16 protein-coding genes are annotated in these 20,370 nt (G+C 71.5%); 5 read left to right on the top strand and 11 right to left on the bottom strand.

Features of this window, described 5'->3' with window-relative positions:
* Positions 1–42 precede the first annotated feature (42 nt).
* From SAVERM_RS06635 to SAVERM_RS06625, 3 genes are all read right to left on the bottom strand, one after another.
* A complete protein-coding gene (locus tag SAVERM_RS06635; RefSeq protein WP_010982671.1) occupies positions 43–1,140 on the bottom strand; it encodes a baeRF3 domain-containing protein in 1,098 nt (365 codons plus the stop codon).
* Between the two features lie 178 nt (positions 1,141–1,318).
* On the bottom strand, positions 1,319–2,914 hold the full coding sequence (locus tag SAVERM_RS06630; RefSeq protein WP_010982670.1) for an FMN-binding glutamate synthase family protein: 1,596 nt from the start codon (positions 2,912–2,914) through the stop codon (positions 1,319–1,321).
* A gap of 103 nt (positions 2,915–3,017) precedes the next feature.
* Complete coding sequence (locus tag SAVERM_RS06625; protein ID WP_037646287.1) at positions 3,018–4,631, bottom strand: alpha/beta hydrolase; 1,614 nt, start codon at positions 4,629–4,631, stop codon at positions 3,018–3,020.
* Positions 4,632–4,910: 279 nt separating this feature from the next.
* Here SAVERM_RS06625 and SAVERM_RS06620 point away from each other — a divergent pair, with 279 nt between their 5' ends.
* Positions 4,911–5,591, top strand: coding sequence for a chaplin (locus SAVERM_RS06620; protein ID WP_010982668.1), 681 nt, complete (start codon positions 4,911–4,913; stop codon positions 5,589–5,591).
* Between the two features lie 260 nt (positions 5,592–5,851).
* A complete protein-coding gene (locus SAVERM_RS06615) occupies positions 5,852–6,700 on the top strand; it encodes a GNAT family N-acetyltransferase (RefSeq protein ID WP_037646290.1) in 849 nt (282 codons plus the stop codon).
* A 213-nt stretch (positions 6,701–6,913) separates the two neighbouring features.
* On the opposite strand, the gene SAVERM_RS39840 is transcribed toward SAVERM_RS06615, so the two are convergent.
* A complete protein-coding gene (locus tag SAVERM_RS39840) occupies positions 6,914–7,444 on the bottom strand; it encodes an MFS transporter (RefSeq protein ID WP_010982666.1) in 531 nt (176 codons plus the stop codon).
* 247 nt (positions 7,445–7,691) lie between these two features.
* On the opposite strand from SAVERM_RS39840, the gene SAVERM_RS06605 reads away from it, so the two are divergent.
* On the top strand, positions 7,692–8,465 hold the full coding sequence (locus SAVERM_RS06605) for a GNAT family N-acetyltransferase (protein WP_010982665.1): 774 nt from the start codon (positions 7,692–7,694) through the stop codon (positions 8,463–8,465).
* 129 nt (positions 8,466–8,594) lie between these two features.
* Here SAVERM_RS06605 and SAVERM_RS06600 read toward each other — a convergent pair whose 3' ends face one another.
* Together SAVERM_RS06600 and SAVERM_RS06595 are read right to left on the bottom strand one after the other, a co-directional pair.
* Entirely contained in the window at positions 8,595–9,476 is an 882-nt protein-coding gene (locus SAVERM_RS06600; protein WP_037646094.1) for a GNAT family N-acetyltransferase, read from the bottom strand.
* Between the two features lie 262 nt (positions 9,477–9,738).
* The gene (locus SAVERM_RS06595) at positions 9,739–10,002 is read right to left on the bottom strand and encodes a GlsB/YeaQ/YmgE family stress response membrane protein (RefSeq protein WP_010982663.1); all 264 of its coding nucleotides are present in this window, start codon (positions 10,000–10,002) and stop codon (positions 9,739–9,741) included.
* A 231-nt stretch (positions 10,003–10,233) separates the two neighbouring features.
* Here SAVERM_RS06595 and SAVERM_RS06590 point away from each other — a divergent pair, with 231 nt between their 5' ends.
* Positions 10,234–11,682, top strand: a complete 1,449-nt coding sequence (locus SAVERM_RS06590) for a M6 family metallopeptidase (protein ID WP_010982662.1) — start codon at positions 10,234–10,236, stop codon at positions 11,680–11,682.
* Between the two features lie 78 nt (positions 11,683–11,760).
* Here SAVERM_RS06590 and SAVERM_RS06585 read toward each other — a convergent pair whose 3' ends face one another.
* Together SAVERM_RS06585 and SAVERM_RS06580 are read right to left on the bottom strand one after the other, a co-directional pair.
* Positions 11,761–14,475 (bottom strand): exo-beta-D-glucosaminidase, encoded by a 2,715-nt coding sequence (locus SAVERM_RS06585; protein WP_010982661.1) that lies wholly within the window; start codon positions 14,473–14,475, stop codon positions 11,761–11,763.
* A gap of 114 nt (positions 14,476–14,589) precedes the next feature.
* A complete protein-coding gene (locus SAVERM_RS06580) occupies positions 14,590–15,771 on the bottom strand; it encodes an ROK family transcriptional regulator (protein WP_037646296.1) in 1,182 nt (393 codons plus the stop codon).
* A gap of 201 nt (positions 15,772–15,972) precedes the next feature.
* Here SAVERM_RS06580 and SAVERM_RS06575 point away from each other — a divergent pair, with 201 nt between their 5' ends.
* Entirely contained in the window at positions 15,973–17,442 is a 1,470-nt protein-coding gene (locus SAVERM_RS06575; RefSeq protein ID WP_010982659.1) for an APC family permease, read from the top strand.
* A 245-nt stretch (positions 17,443–17,687) separates the two neighbouring features.
* On the opposite strand, the gene SAVERM_RS06570 is transcribed toward SAVERM_RS06575, so the two are convergent.
* The 3 genes from SAVERM_RS06570 to SAVERM_RS06560 form a co-directional block, all read right to left on the bottom strand.
* Positions 17,688–18,920 (bottom strand): aminoglycoside phosphotransferase family protein, encoded by a 1,233-nt coding sequence (locus tag SAVERM_RS06570; RefSeq protein WP_242432188.1) that lies wholly within the window; start codon positions 18,918–18,920, stop codon positions 17,688–17,690.
* A gap of 238 nt (positions 18,921–19,158) precedes the next feature.
* Positions 19,159–19,599 carry an SPW repeat protein gene (locus SAVERM_RS06565; protein ID WP_010982657.1) on the bottom strand — a complete coding sequence of 147 codons (441 nt, stop codon included), beginning with the start codon at positions 19,597–19,599 and terminating at the stop codon, positions 19,159–19,161.
* Positions 19,600–19,737: 138 nt separating this feature from the next.
* A complete protein-coding gene (locus tag SAVERM_RS06560) occupies positions 19,738–20,337 on the bottom strand; it encodes a TetR/AcrR family transcriptional regulator (RefSeq protein WP_010982656.1) in 600 nt (199 codons plus the stop codon).
* Positions 20,338–20,370: the final 33 nt, after the last annotated feature.

Genomic DNA, 20,370 nt, shown 5'->3' with positions numbered 1-20,370 from the left:
GTAGGACGCCGGGCGGGGCGGCGGAGCAGCGGTCCCGGGCCGTCAGTAGCGCAGCACCCCGGCGATGCCCCGGGCCTCCCCGAGGGAGCCGTCGGGGACGAAGCGCACCTCGGCACCCGTCTCCAGGCACTGTTCGACGATCTCGTCCACGATGTCCTCCCGGGCGTCGAGGTCATCGCTCGCGGCCGGTACCAGATGGTCGCCGCCGTTGTCGCGGACCGTCACGCGGTAGTTCTCCTCGACGGCCAGCAGCCGGATGCGGCCGTCCCCGGCGTTCTGCCAGACCTCGTCGACGCCCGCCGCGAAATCTTTGCGGCCACGGGCCGTTTCGAGGTCCCTGATCACCGTGTCGACGTTCTTCCGGTCCTCGGCGTCGATCAGCGGCCGGACCGCCGCCCACACCGCGTCGGGGCCCGCGTGGGCGAGGCCGCCGTGCGGGACGTGGGCGGCATCCTTGGTGACCGAGCCGATCTCGTCGAGCAGCGAGAGCGCCGCCTGCTCGCCGGTGACGTACAGCGGGCGAGGGTGTGCGCGCAGGACGGCACTCATCGCGATGTCGGCGTCGCGCAGGAAGTGCCGGGTGCGCTCATCGCGGAAGGTGCTGGGCAGGTCGCCGACGCGCTCCTTGCGCTCGGCGTTCGGGGCCTCCAGGCTCCGGGCCATGGGAAAGCCCCCGGTGCGTTCCTTGGCGACACGGCCCGCGCCGCCGTTCCACAGCGTCACCCGGTCGGCGGAGACCGACAGCACCCAGAACGGCCGCTCGGCGGCCTGCGCGGCCACGAGATTGCGGGTCAGGAAGGTGTCCGACAGCACCACGCGCTCCGGCACGGAACGCGCCAGCGACCACACCTGGTGTTCACCGGGGGCCGCGAAGATGGCCAGACCGTCCTCGGCGTGCGCGAGATCGACCTCCGCGAGCGCCAGATCGAGCTGCGCGGACACATCGGTGCGCCGCTCGCGGGTGATCGCGGGATCGGCCTCCAGCTGCTTCTTGGCGTCGGCGAGCATATTGCGCAGCCGCACCGGGTCCTGCGCGTTGTCGGGCTCGCGGCGATGCGTCGGCGTCAGCACGGACACGGCGGGATAGGGCCGCGGGCGGCGCAGCTCGGCGAGGGATGAGGGACTGAGGGCATGCTCCATACCAGCACGATAGGACCGATTCGCTTATCGGGCATTCGGGGTAATTGTTTACTTCTTGACTTGTCGTGTCCGGCCTTGGCCCGTGGCATCCGGCCTCGACTCCTGGCACCCGGCCTCGGCCTGTGGCGTCCGGCGGCTCGGCCGCCCGGGTTCCGCCGTTCGGGTTCCGCCCTCCCGCTCAGAACGAATCCGGGTCCGCCGCCGTCCAGTCCGCTTCCCACGACGGGGGTGGCTGGGCGAGCAGTACGCCCGGCGGCAGCCACTCGTACAACTCGGCGTACGACAGGACCGTCGTCGAGTCCGTGCGCCGCAGCAGCATCCCGGGCGCGAGGCCGGCCGGGTCACGTACGCCCATCGCGGCCATGATCCGGGCCGCGCTCCGCACCGTGGCCCGCTGGAAGCGGTGGACGCGCTCGGACTTGTCGGCCACGTCGAGTGCGCGGACCCGGCGTGGATCCTGGGTCGTGACCCCGACCGGACAGGTGTTGGTGTGGCAGCGCCGGGCCTGGACGCAGCCGACCGCGAACATCATGGCGCGGGCCGCGTTCGTGTAGTCCGCGCCCTGGAGCAGCCGCTTGACGATGTCCGCACCGGTGGCGACCTTGCCGCTCGCCCCGATCCGGACGCGGTCCCGCAGCCCGGTGCCGGCCAGCGCGTTGTGCACGGTGACCAGGCCCTCGGTGAGGGGGGTGCCCAGCCGGCCGGCGAACTCCGGCGGCGCGGCCCCGGTGCCGCCCTCCGCGCCGTCGACCACGACGAAGTCGGGAGTGATCCCCTCCGCCAGCATGGCCTTGCACACCGCGAGGAACTGCCGGCGCGAGCCCACGCACAGCTTGACGCCGGTCGGCTTGCCGTGTGCCAACTCCCTTATGCGGGCGAGGAAGAGCACGAGTTCGCGCGGCGTCGAGAACATCCGGTGACACGGCGGCGAGACCACGGTCTCGCCCACCGGCACAGCACGCGCCCGCGCGATCTCCGCGCTCACCTTGACGCCGGGCAGCACCGCCCCGGTGCCGGGCTTCGCCCCCTGCGAGAGCTTCAGCGACACGCACTTGACCTCCGGCAGCGCCACCTTGTCCGCGAACTCCCGCTCGTCGAAGCCGCCGTCGGAGGTCCGGCAGCCGAAGTACCCCGTGCCGATCTCCCAGATGAGATCGCCCCCGCCGCGCAGGTGGTACTCCGACAGACCGCCCTCTCCGGTGTCGGTCGCGAAACCACCCAGCGCCGCCCCCTTGTTGAGCGCCAGGATCGCGTTCGCCGACAGCGACCCGAAGCTCATCGCGGAGACGTTCAGCAGCGCCATGTCGTACGGCTGGGTGCAGTCCGGGCCGCCGACGCGCACCACCGGGGGATCCTCGGGCGGTTCCACCGGGCGCAGGGACGGCATCAGGAACTCGTACCCGGCGGCGTACACATCCCGTTCCGTGCCGAACGGTTCCTCGGTGGCGACGCCCTCGGCCCGCTCGTGGACGATGCTGCGCACGGCGCGGCCGTACGGACGCCCTTCGTGGTGCCCTTCGGCGAAGTACCGCCGCGGCTCGGGCCGCGGCGGCTCCGTCAAGAACCGCAGATGTCCGAGCAGCGGGTAGTTCCGCAGCAGCGAGTGGCGGGTCTGCACCAGGTCCCACACCCCGAGCGCGGTGAGCGGCAGCAGCAGACCCGCGGCGATCCACCACCACGACGAGACGGCGCACGACAGGACCAGCGCCCCGGCCGCGCCGAGGGCGACGAACAGCAGCAACAGGAACCGGCGCACACCACGAGTGAAACCCATCGGCACGGCGGCGGCGAACGTTCGCCGTGCCTCAGGGGTGAACGCGAACGGGTCCATCGAGATCACGCCCGGCTGCAGCAGCGGGCCGGCTGAGGGGCGGCGGTCAGCGGTCCGCTTCCGGGCCGCAGGAGCTGCCGTTGGCCGGCAGGGAGCCGTACAGCAGGAACGCGTCGATCTTCTGGCTCGCGCAGCGAGAGGACCCGTACCCGGTGTGGCCCTCGCCCTTGTTGTCGAGGACGACCGCAGAGTCGCCGAGGCGCTTGGCGGTCTCCAGGGTCCAGCGGTACGGGGTCGCCGGGTCGCCGCGCGTGCCGACGAGCAGCATCTTCGGGGTGTCGACGGCACGCACCTCGTCCCGGATGAAGTCCGTGCCCTTGGGGCGGCCGTAGCAGATCAGCACCTCGGTGAGCCGGTACCGGCCGAAGACGGGCGACGCCTCCTCGTAGGCCGCGCGCAGCTTGTCCATGTCCCGGGTGACCTGTTCGGCGGTGGGCCGGTCGGGGGTGTCCGCGCAGGTGATGGCCATCAGCGCGGCCGACGGGTTGTCGACGGGCACGTCCGCCGGGGCGACCAGCCCGCCGCTCGGCCCGGGGCTCGGCCGGCCGGACGGCCGGTCGCCCGTCCGGGGCAGATCCGGCATGGCCATGCCGCCGCTCGCGAGACGCAGGACCCCGCTCGCGTCGCCGTTCTGCACGAGATTGGCCAGTGCCCCTTCCAGGGTGGGCCACATTTGCTTGCTGTAGAGCGCCTGTCCGATGGCGCCCACCAGATCCTGCCCCGAGAGCTGCTGGCCGAAGTCCGCCGGTACGGGGTCCTGGTCCAGCGACTGGACGAGCCGCACGACCTGCTGCCGTGCCGAACGCGAATCCTGGCCGAAGGGGCAGGCGATGTCCTTGACGCACCAGGTGATGAAGCTGTCCAGCGCGGTCTGCTGGCCCTCGGCGCTCACCAGCCCCTGCTCGGCCAGCGGCTCGGTGAGCGTGTCCACGCCGTCCAGCGCCATCCGGCCGACCTTCTTCGGGAACTGGGCCGCGTACACCGCGCCCAGCCGTGTGCCGTACGAGAAGCCCAGATAGTTGAGCTTCTTGTCGCCGAGCGCCGCGCGCATCACGTCCATGTCCCGCGAGGCGTTGATCGTGCCTATGTACGGCAGCACGGGACCGGAGTGCTTCGCGCACTCGTCGGCCACCTTCCGCAACTGCTTGAGGGCGGCCTGCGGATCGCCGGTGTCGAGGCTCGCGTCCAGCTCGGCGAAGGCCTCGGTGCTCCCTTCGCCACAGCTGACGGGGGACGACTGCCCGACCCCGCGCGGGTCGAACGTCACCACGTCGTAGCCGTTGGTGAGGCCCATGAAGTCGTTGCCGTCGCCGGCGAGTGCGCCGATGCCCGCCGCGCCGGGACCGCCGAAGTTCAGCAGTACGGATCCCCGGGACTTGCCCGTCGCCCGGTAGCGGGCCAGCGCCACGTCGAGCGTGCCGGCGTCGGGCCTCGCGTAGTCGAGCGGCACGGTCACCTTCCCGCACTGGAGGTCCTTGGGCATGCCGTCGCCCTTGCAGGCGGCCCACGTGATCTTCTGCGCGTAGAAGCGGGACAGATCGGGTTCGTCGGCGGCCGGTACGACCGACGGCAGACCGGCCCCCAGCAGGGCCAGCGCCGCGGTCGACGCGGCCGCGACGACCGCGCCGGCGACCGCGCAGCGCCTGTGCGTGGACAGCATGAACGCCTCCAGGTACGCCCGCACCGGGGACACCCCCTGATCACGATAATCGGGCGTCCGGGAGCCCGCCTCTGGGCGAGTGGGCCGGGCCCGGCCGGTCCTGTCCCGAGCGCCGCCCGGTCCGGCCCGGTGATCACCCCTCCGGCACGACAACCACCAGTTCGATAACCGTGCCGCTCGATGGAGTGAAAGACGGATAAGCCATAACTCGGATGGTTCGCCCGCGTTTTACCCCGTGCGGGCGAGTGCCCGCGACCATGTCTGGAAGGCAGGGAACCTATGAAACGGGTTACCCGGAATGGATTGATCGCTGCGGCCGCCGCCTCGGGCGCCTTGGCCGTGGTCATGCCGGCGTACGCCGACTCCGCGGCGGACGGCAGCGCGGCGGGCTCGCCCGGGCTCCTCTCCGGCAACACCATCCAGCTGCCGGTGCACGTCCCCGTGAACGTGTGCGGGAACACCGCGAACGTCGTCGGGTTCCTCAACCCGGCAGCGGGCAACGCCTGCGCCAACGAGGGGCACGGCAGTCCTTCGGGAGGCGCCGCCGACGGGGGCGCTGCCGCCCCGGGCGCGTCCGCCCAGGGAAGCGGAAAGGATTCTCCGGGGGTGGTTTCGGGAAACAGTGTGCAGCTCCCGGTCCATCTCCCGGTCAATGTCAGCGGCAACACCGTGAACGTGGTCGGCGTCGGCAACGCGGCCGTCGGCAACGAGTCCACCAACACATCCGGCGGGCGGCCCCACCACCCCCACCACCCCGGGCACGCCCGGCCGAAGCCCGCCGCGCCGCCGAAGGCGCCCGCGCCCGCACGGCCGGCCCTCCCGAACACGGCCGCGCGACCCGGGGCCTCCCTGGCTCGAACGGGCGCGGACGAGACCGTGCCCGCCGTCGCCGCGAGCGCGGCCCTGCTGCTGGGCGGGGCGGTGCTGTACCGGCGCTTCCGGGCCGGCGCGCGGCGCTGAGCCGACCGGCCCGCAACGGGGGCCCACGTCCTTGACCGGCCGTGGGCCCTGTATGCGGGGCCACGCGCACCGCGGTGTCACGTGATCGATGCTCATGCCTCATGGCCTCGCCTACAGCGACGCTCAACACCGTTGCGGACAAGCCAGGTTGCTCATGCCCGCCCGGTGTCGCGTTGGCGCGGGTCCGCGTGATCGGGAAGGATGCTGCGGGAGCGGCCGACCACCGCACGCAAGCGACCCGCCACGGAATGGAGCGCATGATGACCTCTCCGGGTCCCGATGACCTCGTCGTCACCCAGGCCTCGCTCGACGACTGGCCCGTCGTCGTCGGGTGGGCGGCGGACGAGGGCTGGAATCCGGGGCTGTCCGACGCCCCCAGCTTCTTCGCCCAGGACCCCGAGGGCTTCTTCGTCGGCCGGATCGCCGGCGAACCGGTCTCGGCGATCTCGGTCGTCAATTACGGCGCCGACTACGCCTTTCTGGGGTTCTACCTCGTACGCCCCGACCTGCGGGGCCGCGGCTACGGCCTGACCACCTGGAAGACGGCGCTCGCTCACGCCGGCGACCGCACGGTCGGCCTGGACGGCGTGCCGGCGCAGCAGGACAACTACCGGCAGTCCGGTTTCGAGCTCGCCCACCGCACCGCCCGGTACACCGGAACCGTTCCGGCGGCCGAGCCGGCTTCGGGAGTCCGCCCCGCCGAGGCGGCCGACCTGGCCGCCGTCGCGGCGTACGACAGCGCCTGCTCCCCGGCCGACCGCCCGCGCTTTCTGGAACACTGGCTGGCCGGCCCCGGCCACCGCACCTTCGTCCGCCTCGTCGACGGCCGCCTCACCGGCTACGGCGTGGTTCGTCCGGCCCTCGACTCCCTGCGGGTCGGCCCCCTGTTCGCCGACTCCGCCGAGGACGCCCGCGCCCTGTTCACGGCGCTGACCGCCGACGCGGGCGAGATCGCCATGGACATCCCCGAGACGAACACGGCGGCCGTGGCCCTGGCCCGGGAAGCGGGTCTGACGCCGTCCTTCGAGACGGCCCGCATGTACACCGGACCGGTGCGGCCGTTCGCGGCCGACCGCGTGTACGGGATCACCTCGCTGGAACTCGGCTAGGGCGTGCCTTTTCGGGATCAGCCCGGACCCGGGCTGATCCCCGGACGCACGCGATGGCACCGCACGGGACCGGCCGCCGACAGGTGCGGCCGGTCAGTGTGCCCGCGGGGCCTCCCCGGACCGGCGTCGTCGTCCGGGTGCGGAACGCCCACTCCATGCGCGGCTCGACGACACGGCTGAAGACGGCGCGGACCGGTCCCGTGCACAGCAGCGTCACGACACCGGCGGCGGTCGCGGTGACCGTGAGTTCCCCGAGCGGGGTGTGCAGCCACGGGCAGGGCTCGGCCCTTGCCCCGAGGAGCGCGCGTCGTCGGACGGGCGCAGCGCCGGGAAGCCCCGCCGGCGGCCCAGGGCGACCACGGTGAGTGCGGCCGCGACCAGGGGCAGCGCGGTCCAGGGCAGCGCCCCCGCCCCCGCACCGTCCAGCACGAGGCCGCCCGTGAGCGACCCGCCCGCGATGCCCGCGTTGTACACGGTGGTCTGCAGCGATGTGGCCACATCCGCGTCGGCGGGCCCCGAGGCGTCGACCAGGGCCGTCTGGATCAGCGTCGGCGCCCCGCCGAACGCCGCGCCCCACAGCGCGACCGAGATCAGCAGCACGGCCGGCCGGTCCGCGTACCGGCCGAGGGCGAGCAGGGTCGCCCCGATCAGAGCGAGCGCGCACAGCAGGGTCCGGCGCAGGTGCGCGTCGATCAGGGCGCCGACGGTCCAGATCCCGGCGACCGTGGCGACCCCGAACACCATCCCTCGCTCCCGACTCCCTGACCCCGCAGACGGCCGCCCTCCTGCGCGGCGAGATCGACCGTATCCAGGCCCGCATCGACTGCCTGGCCCGCAACCGCGACCGGCTTCGCGCCTACCTGGCGGCGGTGCGGCCGGACACCGGAGCCTGAGCCACGATCCGACGCCGGGGCACAACCGACATGCCGCACACGGCGATTGCTCCGGGAATTCCATTGCCGAGTACGCCCCAGGATGCTGGAGTGAGCGCATGGATCACGCTGCGGTACTCGCCCTGTTCGACCGGGACATGCGGGAAGGGGCGCGGCCGGACGGGCCCGGCGCCCGGATCGAGCGTGTGCCCGGCGTGGTGCGGCAGGTCGCCTCCGAACACGGCTGGAACGGCGTCGTCTGGTCCGGCCTGGACGAGGCGAGTGCCGACGCGGCGATCGCCGAGCAGCAGCGCTACTTCGCCGGGCTCGGCCGCGAGTTCGAGTGGAAGCTGTACGGCCACGACCTGCCGGAGGACCTCGGCCGGCGGCTGCGGGCGGCCGGATTCACGGCGGCGCCCGAGGAGACCCTGATGGTCGCCGAGGTCGCCGACCTCACCCTCGACGTCGAACCGCCCGACGGCGTACGCATCGTGCCCGTGACGGACCGGGCGGGCGTCGACCTCGTGGCCGACGTCCATGAGAAGGCCTTCGGCACCGACAGCACACGGATGCGGCACCAACTGCTCGCCCAGGTCACGGACGATCCGGACGCGGTCGTCGCCGTCGTGGCCCTGGCCGGCGACGAACCGGTGAGCGCGGCCCGGATGGAACTCGTCCCCGGCACACGCTTCGCCGGCCTGTGGGGCGGCGGCACGGTCGAGGGCGAGCGCGGCCGCGGCATCTACCGGGCCCTGGTCGCCCACCGCGCCAAGGTCGCCGCCGACCGTGGCTATCGCTACGTCCAGGTCGACGCCACCAGCCAGAGCCGCCCGGTCCTCGCCCGGCTCGGCTTCGAGCCCCTCACCACCACGACACCGTACGTCTCGCCGTGAGCCGCACAGCATCGCCGCGCGAGCTGGGCGCGGCCCCTGCCGTCGCGTCGACGCGGGACGGGCCGGCCGCGTTGCGGGACGGCGTGCCCTGAGCGCGCCGTCCCGGGGCCTCTTCCCGGTGCGGCGGACTCACAGCTCCAGCTGGTACTCCACCGCCGTGTGCGTGGGACGGTAGCCGAGCGAGTCGTTGATGGCGATCATCGGGGTGTTGCTGTCCGCCGTGTCCGTGAGCAGACCGGCGAGTTCCGGGTGCCGCTCGCGGGCGTACCGGATCGACTCGGCCTTCATCCACAGCCCGAGACCGTGACCGCGGTGCTCCGGCAGCACGCCGGTGCCGTAGTGCTGAGCGTCGCCCCGACCGTCGCCCGGCACCACGAGCTCGGAGAATCCGACGATCGAGCCGTCCGTCGAGTCCACCGCCGCGACCGTGTGCAGCAGTTCGCCGCGCTCGGCGATCGCCGCGGCCGCGGCCACGACCCGTTCCACGTCCCAGGCGACCGTGCCGTAGTCGGTGTCCTCCATCGGCATGTCGTCCATCGCGCGCCGCGAGTCGGCGAAGGTCTGCGCGAGACGGGCCGGGACCGTGCCGTCCCAGCGCGTCAACTCGTAGCCGGAGTGCGGCTGTTCGACGATCTTGGCGATACGGTCGAACCCGGCGTCGGCCAGCGGCAGTCGGGCGTAGGTCAGGGCCAGCACCCGGCGGAAGCCGCGCGCCGCGAGGAAGCGATCGCCGGGGGAGCCCTCCTGGGCCTGGGCGATCAGCGACCGTCGCCCCTCGCCCCGCGCGGCGGCGACGGCCGCGTCGAGCAGGCGGCCGCCCACGCCCTGCCGCCGCTCCTCGGGGTGCACGGCGCCTTCGAGCTCGGCGAGATGCTCCTGGCCCTCCTTCGTGAACAACCGGAGAAAGGCCGACCCCACGGGGACGCCGTCGTCGTCGGAGGCCAGCCAGGCCAGCCGCCGGCTCGACGGCTTCGGTTCGGGATCGGTCAGGGGGGTGAGGCGCAGAGGCAAGGTCTCTCCGTGGCGACAAGGAGGCGGACGGTGGGGCGAAGCCCGCAGAACGTAGCCGCCACGGCGGTTGACCTGCAATTTGGCACGGGGAGGAAAGGGGAGCACCGGTGCGGCGGAGCGACGGGCCGGGCTGCGTGCGCCTCGGCGCAGTCCCGTGCCGCGCCCACGGCCCCGTCCCAAGAACCCGCCCCACGGCCCGCCCCTCAGGCCCCGTCCCTCGGCCCTGGCTTCCAGGTCTGCGGCTCCGCGACGGCCCCAGCCCTCAGCGGCGAGCCCGTGTCCGGTCCAGTGCCGCGACGCCCAGCGCCGCCAGACCGATCTGGATGAGCCATTCGATCCAGTCGACGCCGTTCGTGTCGGCCACATCGAAGGCGCCCGCGATCGCGGAGCCGATCAAGGCCGCCACGATGCCGACGAGAATCGTCAGCAGGATGCCGATGCGCTGGCGTCCCGGGACGACGAGCCTGCCCAGAATGCCGATGACGATGCCGATCACGATGGCACTGATGATGCCCGAGATCTCCATCTCCGCCCCTCTTCGTAGGAAAGCCCCGCTGCTATGTGTTTTCCCTCCGGCGGCGGAGGCAGTCCCTTCCGATTCCGGCCCGGCATCTTCTGGGGAGGGTCGCTGTTCACCGTTACTCATGTCATGTACCGTTCAAAAATCTGTCGTACGTAGGACGGTCAACTACCAATCTACGCGCGCAGACTTGGCTCCCGCACTGCCTCTACCCCACCCGTCACGGAGGTTCGCCGGATGCTCGGATTCAGAAGATCCCGCCCCAGACTCACCACGGCGCTGGCCGTGTTCGGACTGCTCGCCACGGGCGCGGCCGTCCAGGCGTCCATCGCCGCCCCGGCCCACGCGGCCACCACGCACCGCGTCCTGTTCGACAACGGCCACGCGGAGACGGCCGGCAACGCCGACTGGATCGTCTCCACCAGCCAGCCCGACCCGCTCGGCCAGGACTCCTCCCCGTCCTCGGAAACCGACTGGACGGGCGCGCTCTCCTCCTGGGGCGTCGCCCTGCAGAAGACCGGCAACTACAGCCTGAAGACGCTCCCTTCGGGCAGCAGCCTCAGCTACGGCGGCTCCACCACCACCGATCTGTCGAACTTCGACACGCTGGTCCTGCCCGAGCCGAACACGCTGTTCACGACGGCCGAGAAGACCGCGATCATGACGTTCGTGAAGAACGGCGGCGGCCTGTTCATGGTCTCCGACCACACGGGTGCCGACCGTAACAACGACGGCTACGACGCGGTCGAGGTCCTCAACGACCTGATGACCGACAACAGCGTCGACAGCACCGACCCGTTCGGCTTCTCCATCGACTCGCTGAGCGTCAGCTCCGACTACCCGTCGGCGATCAGCGACAGCAGCGACGCGGTCCTGCACGGCTCCTTCGGCACCGTCACCAAGAGCCTGATCGCCAGCGGTACGACGGCCACCCTCAAGCCCGCCGACAACTCGTCCGTCAAGGGGCTGCTCTACCGCACCGGATACTCCGGCAACACCGGAGCCTTCTTCGCCACCAGCACCTTCGGCAGCGGGCGGGTCGCGTTCTGGGGCGACAGCTCACCGATCGACGACGGCACCGGCCAGTCCGGCAACACGTTGTACGACGGCTGGAACGACACCGGCGCCACCAACGCCGCCCTCGCCCTCAACGCCACCGAATGGCTGGTCGGCGCGAGCAGCGGCGGCGATGACGGGGGTGGTGGCGGCACCTGCACCGCGGCCCAGCTCCTCGGCAACAACGGCTTCGAGTCCGGCGCCACCACCTGGACCGCGAGCAGCGATGTCATCACCAACTCCAGCGGCGAGTCCGCCCGTACCGGCTCCTACTACGCCTGGCTCGACGGATACGGCTCCGCCCGCACCGACACCCTGTCCCAGTCGGTGACCATCCCCTCCGGCTGCACCACGGCCACCCTCAGTTTCTACCTCCACGTGGACACGGCCGAGACGACCACGAGCACGGCGTACGACACGCTCAAGGCGCAGGTTCTCAACAGCGGCGGCACGGTCCTGTCCACCCTCGCCACCTACTCGAACCTGAACGCGGCGAGCGGCTACACGCAGCGCAGTTTCAGCCTCGCGAGCTACGCCGGGCAGACCGTCACCGTCAAGTTCACCGGCACCGAAGGCTCCACGCTCCAGACGTCGTTCGTCCTCGACGACACGGCGCTCACCGTGAGCTGAACCGGCCGACGAAGAGCGGCGGGCCCACACACCCGGCCCGCCGCTCCCCGTCCCGCGTTCCCCGTCCCGCCGCCCCGGCTAGGCCGCCGGGACGGTCTGCTCCGCCGTGTTCCACCCGGAGACCCGCACCCTGGGCGCGGACCCGTGCAGATCGGCCGTCCGGTACGTCACCGTGAGGGTGGCCGACTCACCCGGCCACAGGCTCACCTCGTTGTCGGACCACTGAACGGGCAGGACGGGCTTCCCCTTCGAGTCGACGAGGTGCACGTCCGTGAACAGTGACGGGGTCCTGCCGCTTCCCGTGTTCCGCACCGTGACCGTCGTCGTGGACGCGCCGTCCGTGCCCGCCGTCGTCGACGCCGTCGCCGAGACCGGCACCCGCGCCATCGAGCCGAGGCCCTTGAGGTCGGCGTAGCTCGTCGTCGGCGTGTAGTACCAGTCGGTGTGCGCCCAGTCGAGGGTGTCGGGCCGGGTGGACAGCCAGTAGACGTTGCGGCTGACCTCCTTGCCCGCCGAGTCGGTGAGGACCAGGCGGGCGAGATACGTCGTCGACAGTCCGCTCACCGACGACGGCAGCGTGAGCGCGGTGCTGTGCGCACCGTCGCCGGCCACGCTCAGGCCGGTCGCGCTCTTGTCGTACTTCTGCGTTCCGTCGGTGTTGAAGAGGGTGACCCGGGCCGTGAGTCCGGAGACGGCGGCGGGCCGGTTGTTCACCACCACGACCGACCGGTCGTCGTACGAGTACTGCACGTGCAGCGGCTCATTGGCCTTCTTCGCCCCGAAGTACGCGCCGCCCTGGTCGAGGTACCGGTCCAGCAACTGCCAGTGCAGCGAGGTCCAGCCGCTGTTGAACATCCAGTAGATGACGCCGGTCGCGGGCTTCGAGGCGTCGGTGGCGCCCCGCCCGTACGCCTCGAACTGCGCGCGCACGTTCTCGTACTGGGCGAGCTGCGCCTTGCGTACGTAGTCCGTGAGGCCGGTCGGGGCGCCGTACCGTCCGGCGAGCGCGGCGTCGTAGATCTTCAGGGTGCCGAAGACCGACGACGGTGAGCGGTGGTACTGCTTGGCGCCCGGGTTCTTCCAGAGGGTGTCCAGCTCGGCCGGGGTCATCATGCGGCGCAGGGTGTCGAGCGTGGGGATGTCCGGCCCCGCGCTCGTCTCGGAGTTGAAGCCGGTGGCGCCGCCCTCGCGCTTGGCGTACCAGTAGTTCGGCGGGATCCAGTCGTACGGGCCGGTCATCTTCATGCCCGAACTGCCGCTGACCGGCGAGGACTTGTCGGAGGCGGCCGCGACTACGGGGGTCGGCCAGTCGGCTGCCTTCAGGGCGTCGAGGTAGGTCTTCTCGATCTTCGCGTCGGGGGCGAAGTCGCTGCCGATGAGGAACGAGACGACGCTCGGGTGGTCGCGCAGCCGGGCGGCCTCGGCGGCCATCGACGCCTTGGCGACCGGATAGTCGGCCGCGGTCCACTCGTCACCGGATCCGCTGCCGTTGACGTTGCCCTCCCATTTGTTGCAGCACTCCCAGCCCGGCAGCGTGAGGATGCCGTACCGGTCCGCCAGGTCGAAGAACTCGTCCGGCTCGATGTGGCCTTCCAGGCGGATGGTGTTGAGGCCGAGGTCGAGCGCGTACCGGAGCCGGTCCTCGACGTACGTGCTGTCCCAGCGCAGGAACTCGTCCGGCGACCAGCCGCCGCCCTTGATGAGAAGCCTGCGGCCGTTGACGCTGTACTGCCGTGCGCCGTCGGAGTTGAGCGGGGCCTTCACATCCCGGATGCCGAAGCTCTCGTGCACCGTGTCGGAGACGGTTTCGGAGACGGACGCGCTGAGGTCCAGCGCGTACAGGGGCTGGCCGCCCATGCCCGCGGGCCACCACACCCGCGGCGAGGTGAGGTGCAGCCCGGGAGTGTCGGCCGGTGTGAAGGTGACCGTCTTCGTCTCGTGGGCGGCGAGAGCGACGGACCTGCGGAACGACGTGGCGCCGACGCTGCCGGAGACGGTGGCGGTGATGGCCGCGTCCGAGTCGTTGCGGGCCCGCGCCTTGACCGTCAGGTCCGCGGTGGCGAGCGACGGCACGTCGAGCCGCGTGATCACGTGGGCGTCGCGCAGGGCGACCGGGCCGCCGCGGCGCACGAGAACATCACGGACGATGCCCATGTTCTGGTCGGGCGGCGGCTCGAGCCAGTCGATCCAGCCCATGGTCAGGTTCTTGTTGGGGTTGTTGGGCTGGATACGGAAGGCGACCGTGTTCGCGCCCTCCCGCACCAGTGAGGTGACGTCCAGTTCGTGACGGGTGTAGGCGCCCGCCACGTCGGCGGACCTGGCGATCTGACGTCCGTTGACGAAGACGTCGGCCGCCGAGATCACCCCGCTGAAGTCCAGATACGTACGGGCGGAGGTGTCGGCGACCGTGAAGTCCGAGCGGTACCACCACGGCACCTGGAAGTCGGCCTTCGGAATCTTCTGCTGGTTGGTCGAGTAGAACGGGTCGGCGTACTTCCCGCCGGCCAGCAGCGCCGCGAGCACGGTGGAGCGGGCACCGGCCGGGTACCAGCCGCTCGCCGGGTAGCCGGGGGAGGAGACGGCGGCCGCGGGGTCGGTGACCTTCGCCGTGGACTGGATCGCGTAGCCGGTCAGCGCGGTGGTGCTGCCCGCAGTCGAGGAGACAGTGGTCGGGCGCGGGGGCGGCTCGTGGGTGCGGGCTCCGGCCCGGGCGCCCGTCGAGAGCGTGCTCAGCAGGCCCAGGGCCACGGCGGTCGTGACGAAGCGCCGTACTGAGGCAGGACGGTGGAACACGGTGATCTCCTTGGGGGGTGGGGGAGGAGCATCCGCGCTACGACACTGCAAGTTAGGAAACTTTACTAACTGGATTCACAAGCTAGGTGGCTGAGCAATTCATGTCAATCACCGTCAGGAGGCCGAGCGTCGCTCGAAAACGACGTCCCGGGCCGTCCCCAGCGCCGTCGCCACCGCGCCGAGCAGCACCGCGTCCTCGCCCAGCCGGCTCGGCACGATCTTCGGGCGCAGCGGCGTGAGCGTGCGCAGCGTCTCGCGCACGGGGCGCAGCAGCAGGTCGAGGCTGTGGCCCACGCCGCCGCCGAGCACCACCAGGTCGGGGTCCAGTACGGCCGCAGCCGCCGCCACGGTGTGCGCTATTCGCTCGCCCTCCAGCCGAACGGCCCTGACCGCTGCCGGATTTCCCTGCCGTGCCGCGTCGAAGACGGCCTTCGCCGTGAGCTGCCCGCTCATGCCGAACCGCCGCGCGGACTCGACGACGGCCACGCCCGACACCGCGTCCTCCAACGTCTCCGGCTTCCGCTGCCCCGGCCACGGCAGGAACCCGATCTCGCCGGCTCCGCCGTGCGCGCCGGTGAACAGCCGCCCCTCGCTGACGACGCCCATGCCGAGACCGGTGCCGATCATGATGTACGTGAACAGCCGGCTGCCCGCGCCGACGCCGTACGTGTACTCGCCCAGCGCGGCCAGATTGGCGTCGTTGTGGACCTCCAGCGGTATGCCCAGCTCCTCGCGCATCCGGTCGAACAGCCCGGCCCGGCCCCAGCCCGGCAGGTGCATCGCGTACCGCACCCGCCGCCGCTGTTCGTCGTACACACCGGGCGTGCCCACCACCGCGTGGGCCACCTCGTCGTGCCCGACACCGGAATTGGCGACCACCTGCCGGGCGGTGGCGACCACGAGGTCGGCCAGGGCGCCGGAAGTGCGGGCCCGGTTGCGCACATCGGCGCGGGCCACCACCTCGCCGTCCAGATTGGCGACCGCGACGCGCAGCCAGCTGCGGCCGATGTCGATGCCCAGGGCGTGTCCGGCGGCCGGATCGGGGGCGTACAGGACCGCTGTCCGGCCCCGCTCCGGTGCGTGCGTGCCGACCTCGTGCACGAGACCCGCCTCCTCCAGGGCCGCCAGCGCGCTCGACACCGTCGGCTTCGACAGACCCGTCTCGCGGGCGAGCTGAGCGCGGGACGCGGCGCCGGTGGCCCGCAGCCGGTCGAGGAGCAGCCGCTCGTTGGTGCTGCGCAGCCGCCGACGGCTCCATGGCTGTTCCGGCTGGTCTGCGGCATCACTGGCGGGCATCGCACCATTCTCACGCATTCATGACACGGGCTTGACGCATCTAGTAAGGCTCCTTAACTTTATCGGCCAGTCAGCCTCGCCGGGCGAGCCGAGGGGAGCCCGGCGCCGGCCGGACACCCGCCGCCCTTGATCCGCCGGCCGCCGATCGACGTCGGCCGTCACGTCGTACGACTGCCCCCGTGCCCTGCTCCAGGAGGACCGATGTCCGGTAGCCCAGGTAGTCCGCCGCCCGAGGGTGGCTTCGTCCGCCGTGTCGGCCTGTTCCAGGCCACCACGATCAACATGAGCCAGATGTGCGGCATCGGTCCGTTCGTGACGATCCCCCTGATGGTCGCCGCGTTCGGCGGCCCGCAGGCGGTGATCGGCTTCGTCGCGGGCGCGGTGCTGGCCCTCGCGGACGGGCTCGTGTGGGCCGAACTGGGCGCGGCCATGCCCGGTTCGGGCGGCAGCTACGTCTATCTGCGCCAGGCCTTCCAGTACCGCACCGGACGGCTGATGCCGTTCCTGTTCGTCTGGACGGCGATGCTCTTCATCCCGCTGATCATGTCCACGGGTGTGGTCGGTTTCGTGCAGTACCTCGGCTACCTGGCCCCGGACATGGGCCGGACCACCGGTGACCTGGTCGGAGTAGGCATCATCGCCCTGGTGGTGATGCTGCTGTGGCGGGGCATCGAGAACATCGCGCGGATCACCGCCGTGATGTGGACGGTGATGATCGCCTCGGTCCTGCTGGTGATCGTGGCCGCGGCGAGCGACTTCAGCGCGCACCTGGCCTTCACCTATCCGGCGCACGCCTTCGAACCGACCAGCGGCCACTTCTGGGTCGGCTTCGCCGCGGGCCTGACCATCGGCATCTACGACTACCTCGGCTACAACACCACCGCGTACATGGGCGCCGAGATCAAGGACCCGGGGCGCACCCTGCCGCGCTCGATCCTCTTCTCCATCCTCGGCATCATGGCGATCTACCTGCTGCTGCAGATCGGCACGCTCGGCGTCATCGACTGGCACCGGATGACCGACGCGGGCGACATCGCCTCCACCTCCGTGGCCTCCGCCGTCCTGGAGAAGACCTGGGGCAAGGGCGCCGCCGACACGGTCACGGTCCTCATCCTCATCACCGCCTTCGCCTCGGTCTTCACCGGCCTGCTGGGCGGCTCCAGGGTCCCGTACGACGCCGCCCGCGACCGCGTCTTTTTCCGCCCGTACGCCAAGCTCCACTCCAGGCACCGCTTCCCCATGCTGGGCCTGGCCACCATGGGCGTCATCACGGCGATCGGCTTCCTGATCGGCCGTCACACCGACCTGGCCACGCTGATCCAGCTCCTGACCACGGTGATGGTGATCGTGCAGGCGCTGGCCCAGATCGTCGCCCTCACCGTCCTGCGCAAGCGGCAGCCGACCCTGCGCCGCCCGTACCGGATGTGGCTCTACCCCCTGCCCAGTGTGATCGCCCTGGTGGGCTGGCTGGTCATCTACGGGTACGCCGACAAGAACTCCCCGGGCCGCCACCCCATCGAATGGTCACTCGCCTGGGTGGCGCTCGGCTGTGTCGCCTTCGTCGTGTGGGCGCGCCTGGAGAAGGTCTGGCCGTTCGGCCCCAGGGAGATCGCGGAGGAGTACCTCACGGCAGCGGCTCCGGACGCGGACGCGGAGCCGGCGCAGACCTGAACGGAGGGGCGGGCCCGTGCGCGGGTCGGGCCCGCCGGGGTGGGGCGGGCCGGTCACGCTCCCTGGGGACCGGCGTGGAGCGCCACGTCGGAACCCGCCTGGAGCATCGCGTCGCATCCCTTCGCCGTACGGACGGCGGGCCCGCCGGGGCGAACACCTCGCGGGCCCGCCGAGCCGAACACCTCGCGGCCGTCCGTGTGTCGATCCTGCTGTGCCGGCGAACGGGGGCGGGGGGCCCAGGGGTTTCAGCGGTCTGCGTTGCTCGCGGCCGGCGCGAGGTACGGACTGGGCGCCTCGGCGCACCGCAGCGCCTTGCGGACCTCCGCCGCGGGGTCTCCCTCGTGGTACCTGCGCTCCGACGGTTCGATACCGTCCAGGAACTCCTGGTAGCGCACCGCCAGGGCGAGATGGGCGAGCGGCTCCGCGATCGCGAGGGCGCGGGCCGGGTCGCTTCCGCGGGAGTGCCGGGTCCAGGCGGCGATCCAGGCACGGGCCGCTGCCGGCCGTGCCGACTCGGGCAGGAATTCGTGGACGCGCAGACCGTCGAAGACCGGGTTGCCCCAGTACGCGTCGGCGAAGTCCACGACGACCGGCGAGCCGCCGTCACTGCGCCAGTTGCCGGGATGGAAGTCGCCGTGGACGGCGGTGTCGGGCAGCCCGCACTCGGCGAGCAGGGCCCAGCGGTCCGCCAGTGCGCGTGCCGCGGACAGCTCTTGAGGTGTCAGGTCCGGTGCGACCGGGCCGTCGAGCAGCACGTCGATCCGTGCGGCCAGGGCCGGTGCGCGCCAGTCCCGCAGGGCGGCCGGGCGCGTCGACGCCAGGGCGGCTTGCGCTGCCACGAGCCGCTCCGTCGCGGCCGTGACAGTCTCGGGTGAGGCGCCCCAGCAGTCCTCGCCCGGTACGTGTTCCATGAGGATGCGCCCCTGGCCCGAGCCCAGCACCGTCGGCACCAAACCCGGGTCGACCCGGGCGAACGCGGCGATGACCGCGCCCTCGTCCGCGGCGAAATGCGCGGTGGCCTTGAGCCAGAACCGGCCGTCCTCGGTGGGCAGCCGGAAGAGGCCGGCCAGGTTCCACGACCGCCGCTGCTCGACCGGCCCGGTCACGGGCCGCCCGGCGTCGCGCAGCGTCCCGGACGCCCAGTCGATCAGCTCCCGCAGGCCCTCGGCTCGCGCCCATGGCGAGCGCAGCGACTCGTGACCGTGCAACAGGGCATCGTCGACGGGCAGTTGGCGCAGCGTCCCCGGTGCGGGGCTGCCCAGTGCTTCGACGTGGTACGTCACATGGCCGTCCCGCCCGCCGTCGCCGCCCTCCACGGTCAGCAGCCGCAGTACCAGTACCGGGACCCCGAGCAGGCCGGCCAACTCCCCGACGACCTGCTCGGCCTCGGACCACCACGGGACATCCACGGGAAAGGGGCCGGCGACACCGAGGAAGTCCGCACCCGATGTCACCCATGCGCTGACGGTTCGACTCACCGCGACAGTGTGATCGGCCATGCGGTCCCACGCGACCGATTATTGCGGTCCGTCCTCTTGTCGCGGTCAGTCCTTTGACCCGAGCTTCTTCATGGTCAGTGGGACCTTGGGCCGGCCACGGCCACGGCCACGGTCACAGGCCGAGGCCGGTCCGCGGGGCGCGGACCGGCCGACGGGTGCCCGTTTCGTGCTGCCCGTACCAACGGGGACTCGCTCCGAGCACCACCCGGCTCCGTGGCTACGTGCGGGGCGTGTTCCTCGTCGTCGTGACCGCGCACAGTGCTCCCAGCACCACGGTCAGGACGCCGATGATGATGCTGTTGAGCACGACTCCGGTGTCCGGGCTGGTGCCGACGATCCACGGCGAGATGATCATCCATGCGCCGATCGCGCACATGGCCCAGCTCAGGCCGTACATCCTCTCCGGTGTGCTGGTGAATCCGAGGGCCAGCAGGCCTATGGCGATGCCCATGATCAGGTTGTGCGTCGCGAGCGCGGGCTGGCTTGTCGTGTAGTGGAGTATCCAGGGGGATGCGGCGCAGTACAGACCGAGCAGGAACACCGGTCCGTCGACGAGCACCACATCGCGACCACCGAGCATGCGGGCGTATCGTTCCCGCATTTCTGGTACATCAGGGTGGCTGGCTATGTCACCTCTGGTGTGCGAGACGTTGGCCATGAGTCGTCTCCTTTGAACTCTGCAGGCCTGACCGCGTCTGGGGAATGTGCGGTAAGCGCCACGTATGCCCATTCTGCACTTATTTCTTCTTTATGTGTAGCGGTTGGCGGGGTTGCGGAGACGGAGGTCGCGGGCGGCCTAGCGCTTCAGGAGGCGGCCGATGGCGCGGCGTGCCCGGTCGGGGGCCTGGGGGTCGCGGTGCAGCTGGATGGACTGGTCGGCCGCGAGGATCACCCCGTTCAGCTCGAAGGCGAGCTGGTCGACATCGGTCAGCGGCGGCAGCCGGCCGGCTTCGACCGCCGTGCTCAACTCCCCGGTGACGTAAGCGGTCCAGCGGGACAGCGCGTCGAGCACCGCGTCGCGCACCGGGCCGGGGCGGCCGTCGAACTCGCTCGCCACGGAGGTGAGGAAGCAGCCCCCGTGGCCCTCGCTCTCGGTCATGTAGTCGATCCACTCGTGGAGCGCGCGCGACAGTCGCTCGGTGCCCGGCCGCGCGCCCACCGCGCGCCCCGGTACCCGTTGCCGGAAGCGGTCGACCGCCGCTTCGAGTACGGCGAGTTGGAGCGCTTCCTTGGTGCCGAAGTGACCGATCACCCCCGCCTTGCTCATGCCCAGGTCGGTCGCGAGGCGGCCGATGGTGAGGCCTTCGAGGCCCTCGGCGGAGGCCAGGGTGAAGGCGCGCTCGATGATGCGGTCGCGGGTGGCGGCGGCTTCGGCAACGGACTTGCGCGGGCTCATGCGACCACTTTAACCTAACGACCGTTCGCTAAT

The sequence above is a fragment of the Streptomyces avermitilis MA-4680 = NBRC 14893 genome (genome assembly GCF_000009765.2).
GTDB lineage: Bacteria > Actinomycetota > Actinomycetes > Streptomycetales > Streptomycetaceae > Streptomyces > Streptomyces avermitilis.
Note: the sequence above shows the minus strand (reverse complement) of the source record. Positions and strands in the feature narration are given on the sequence as shown.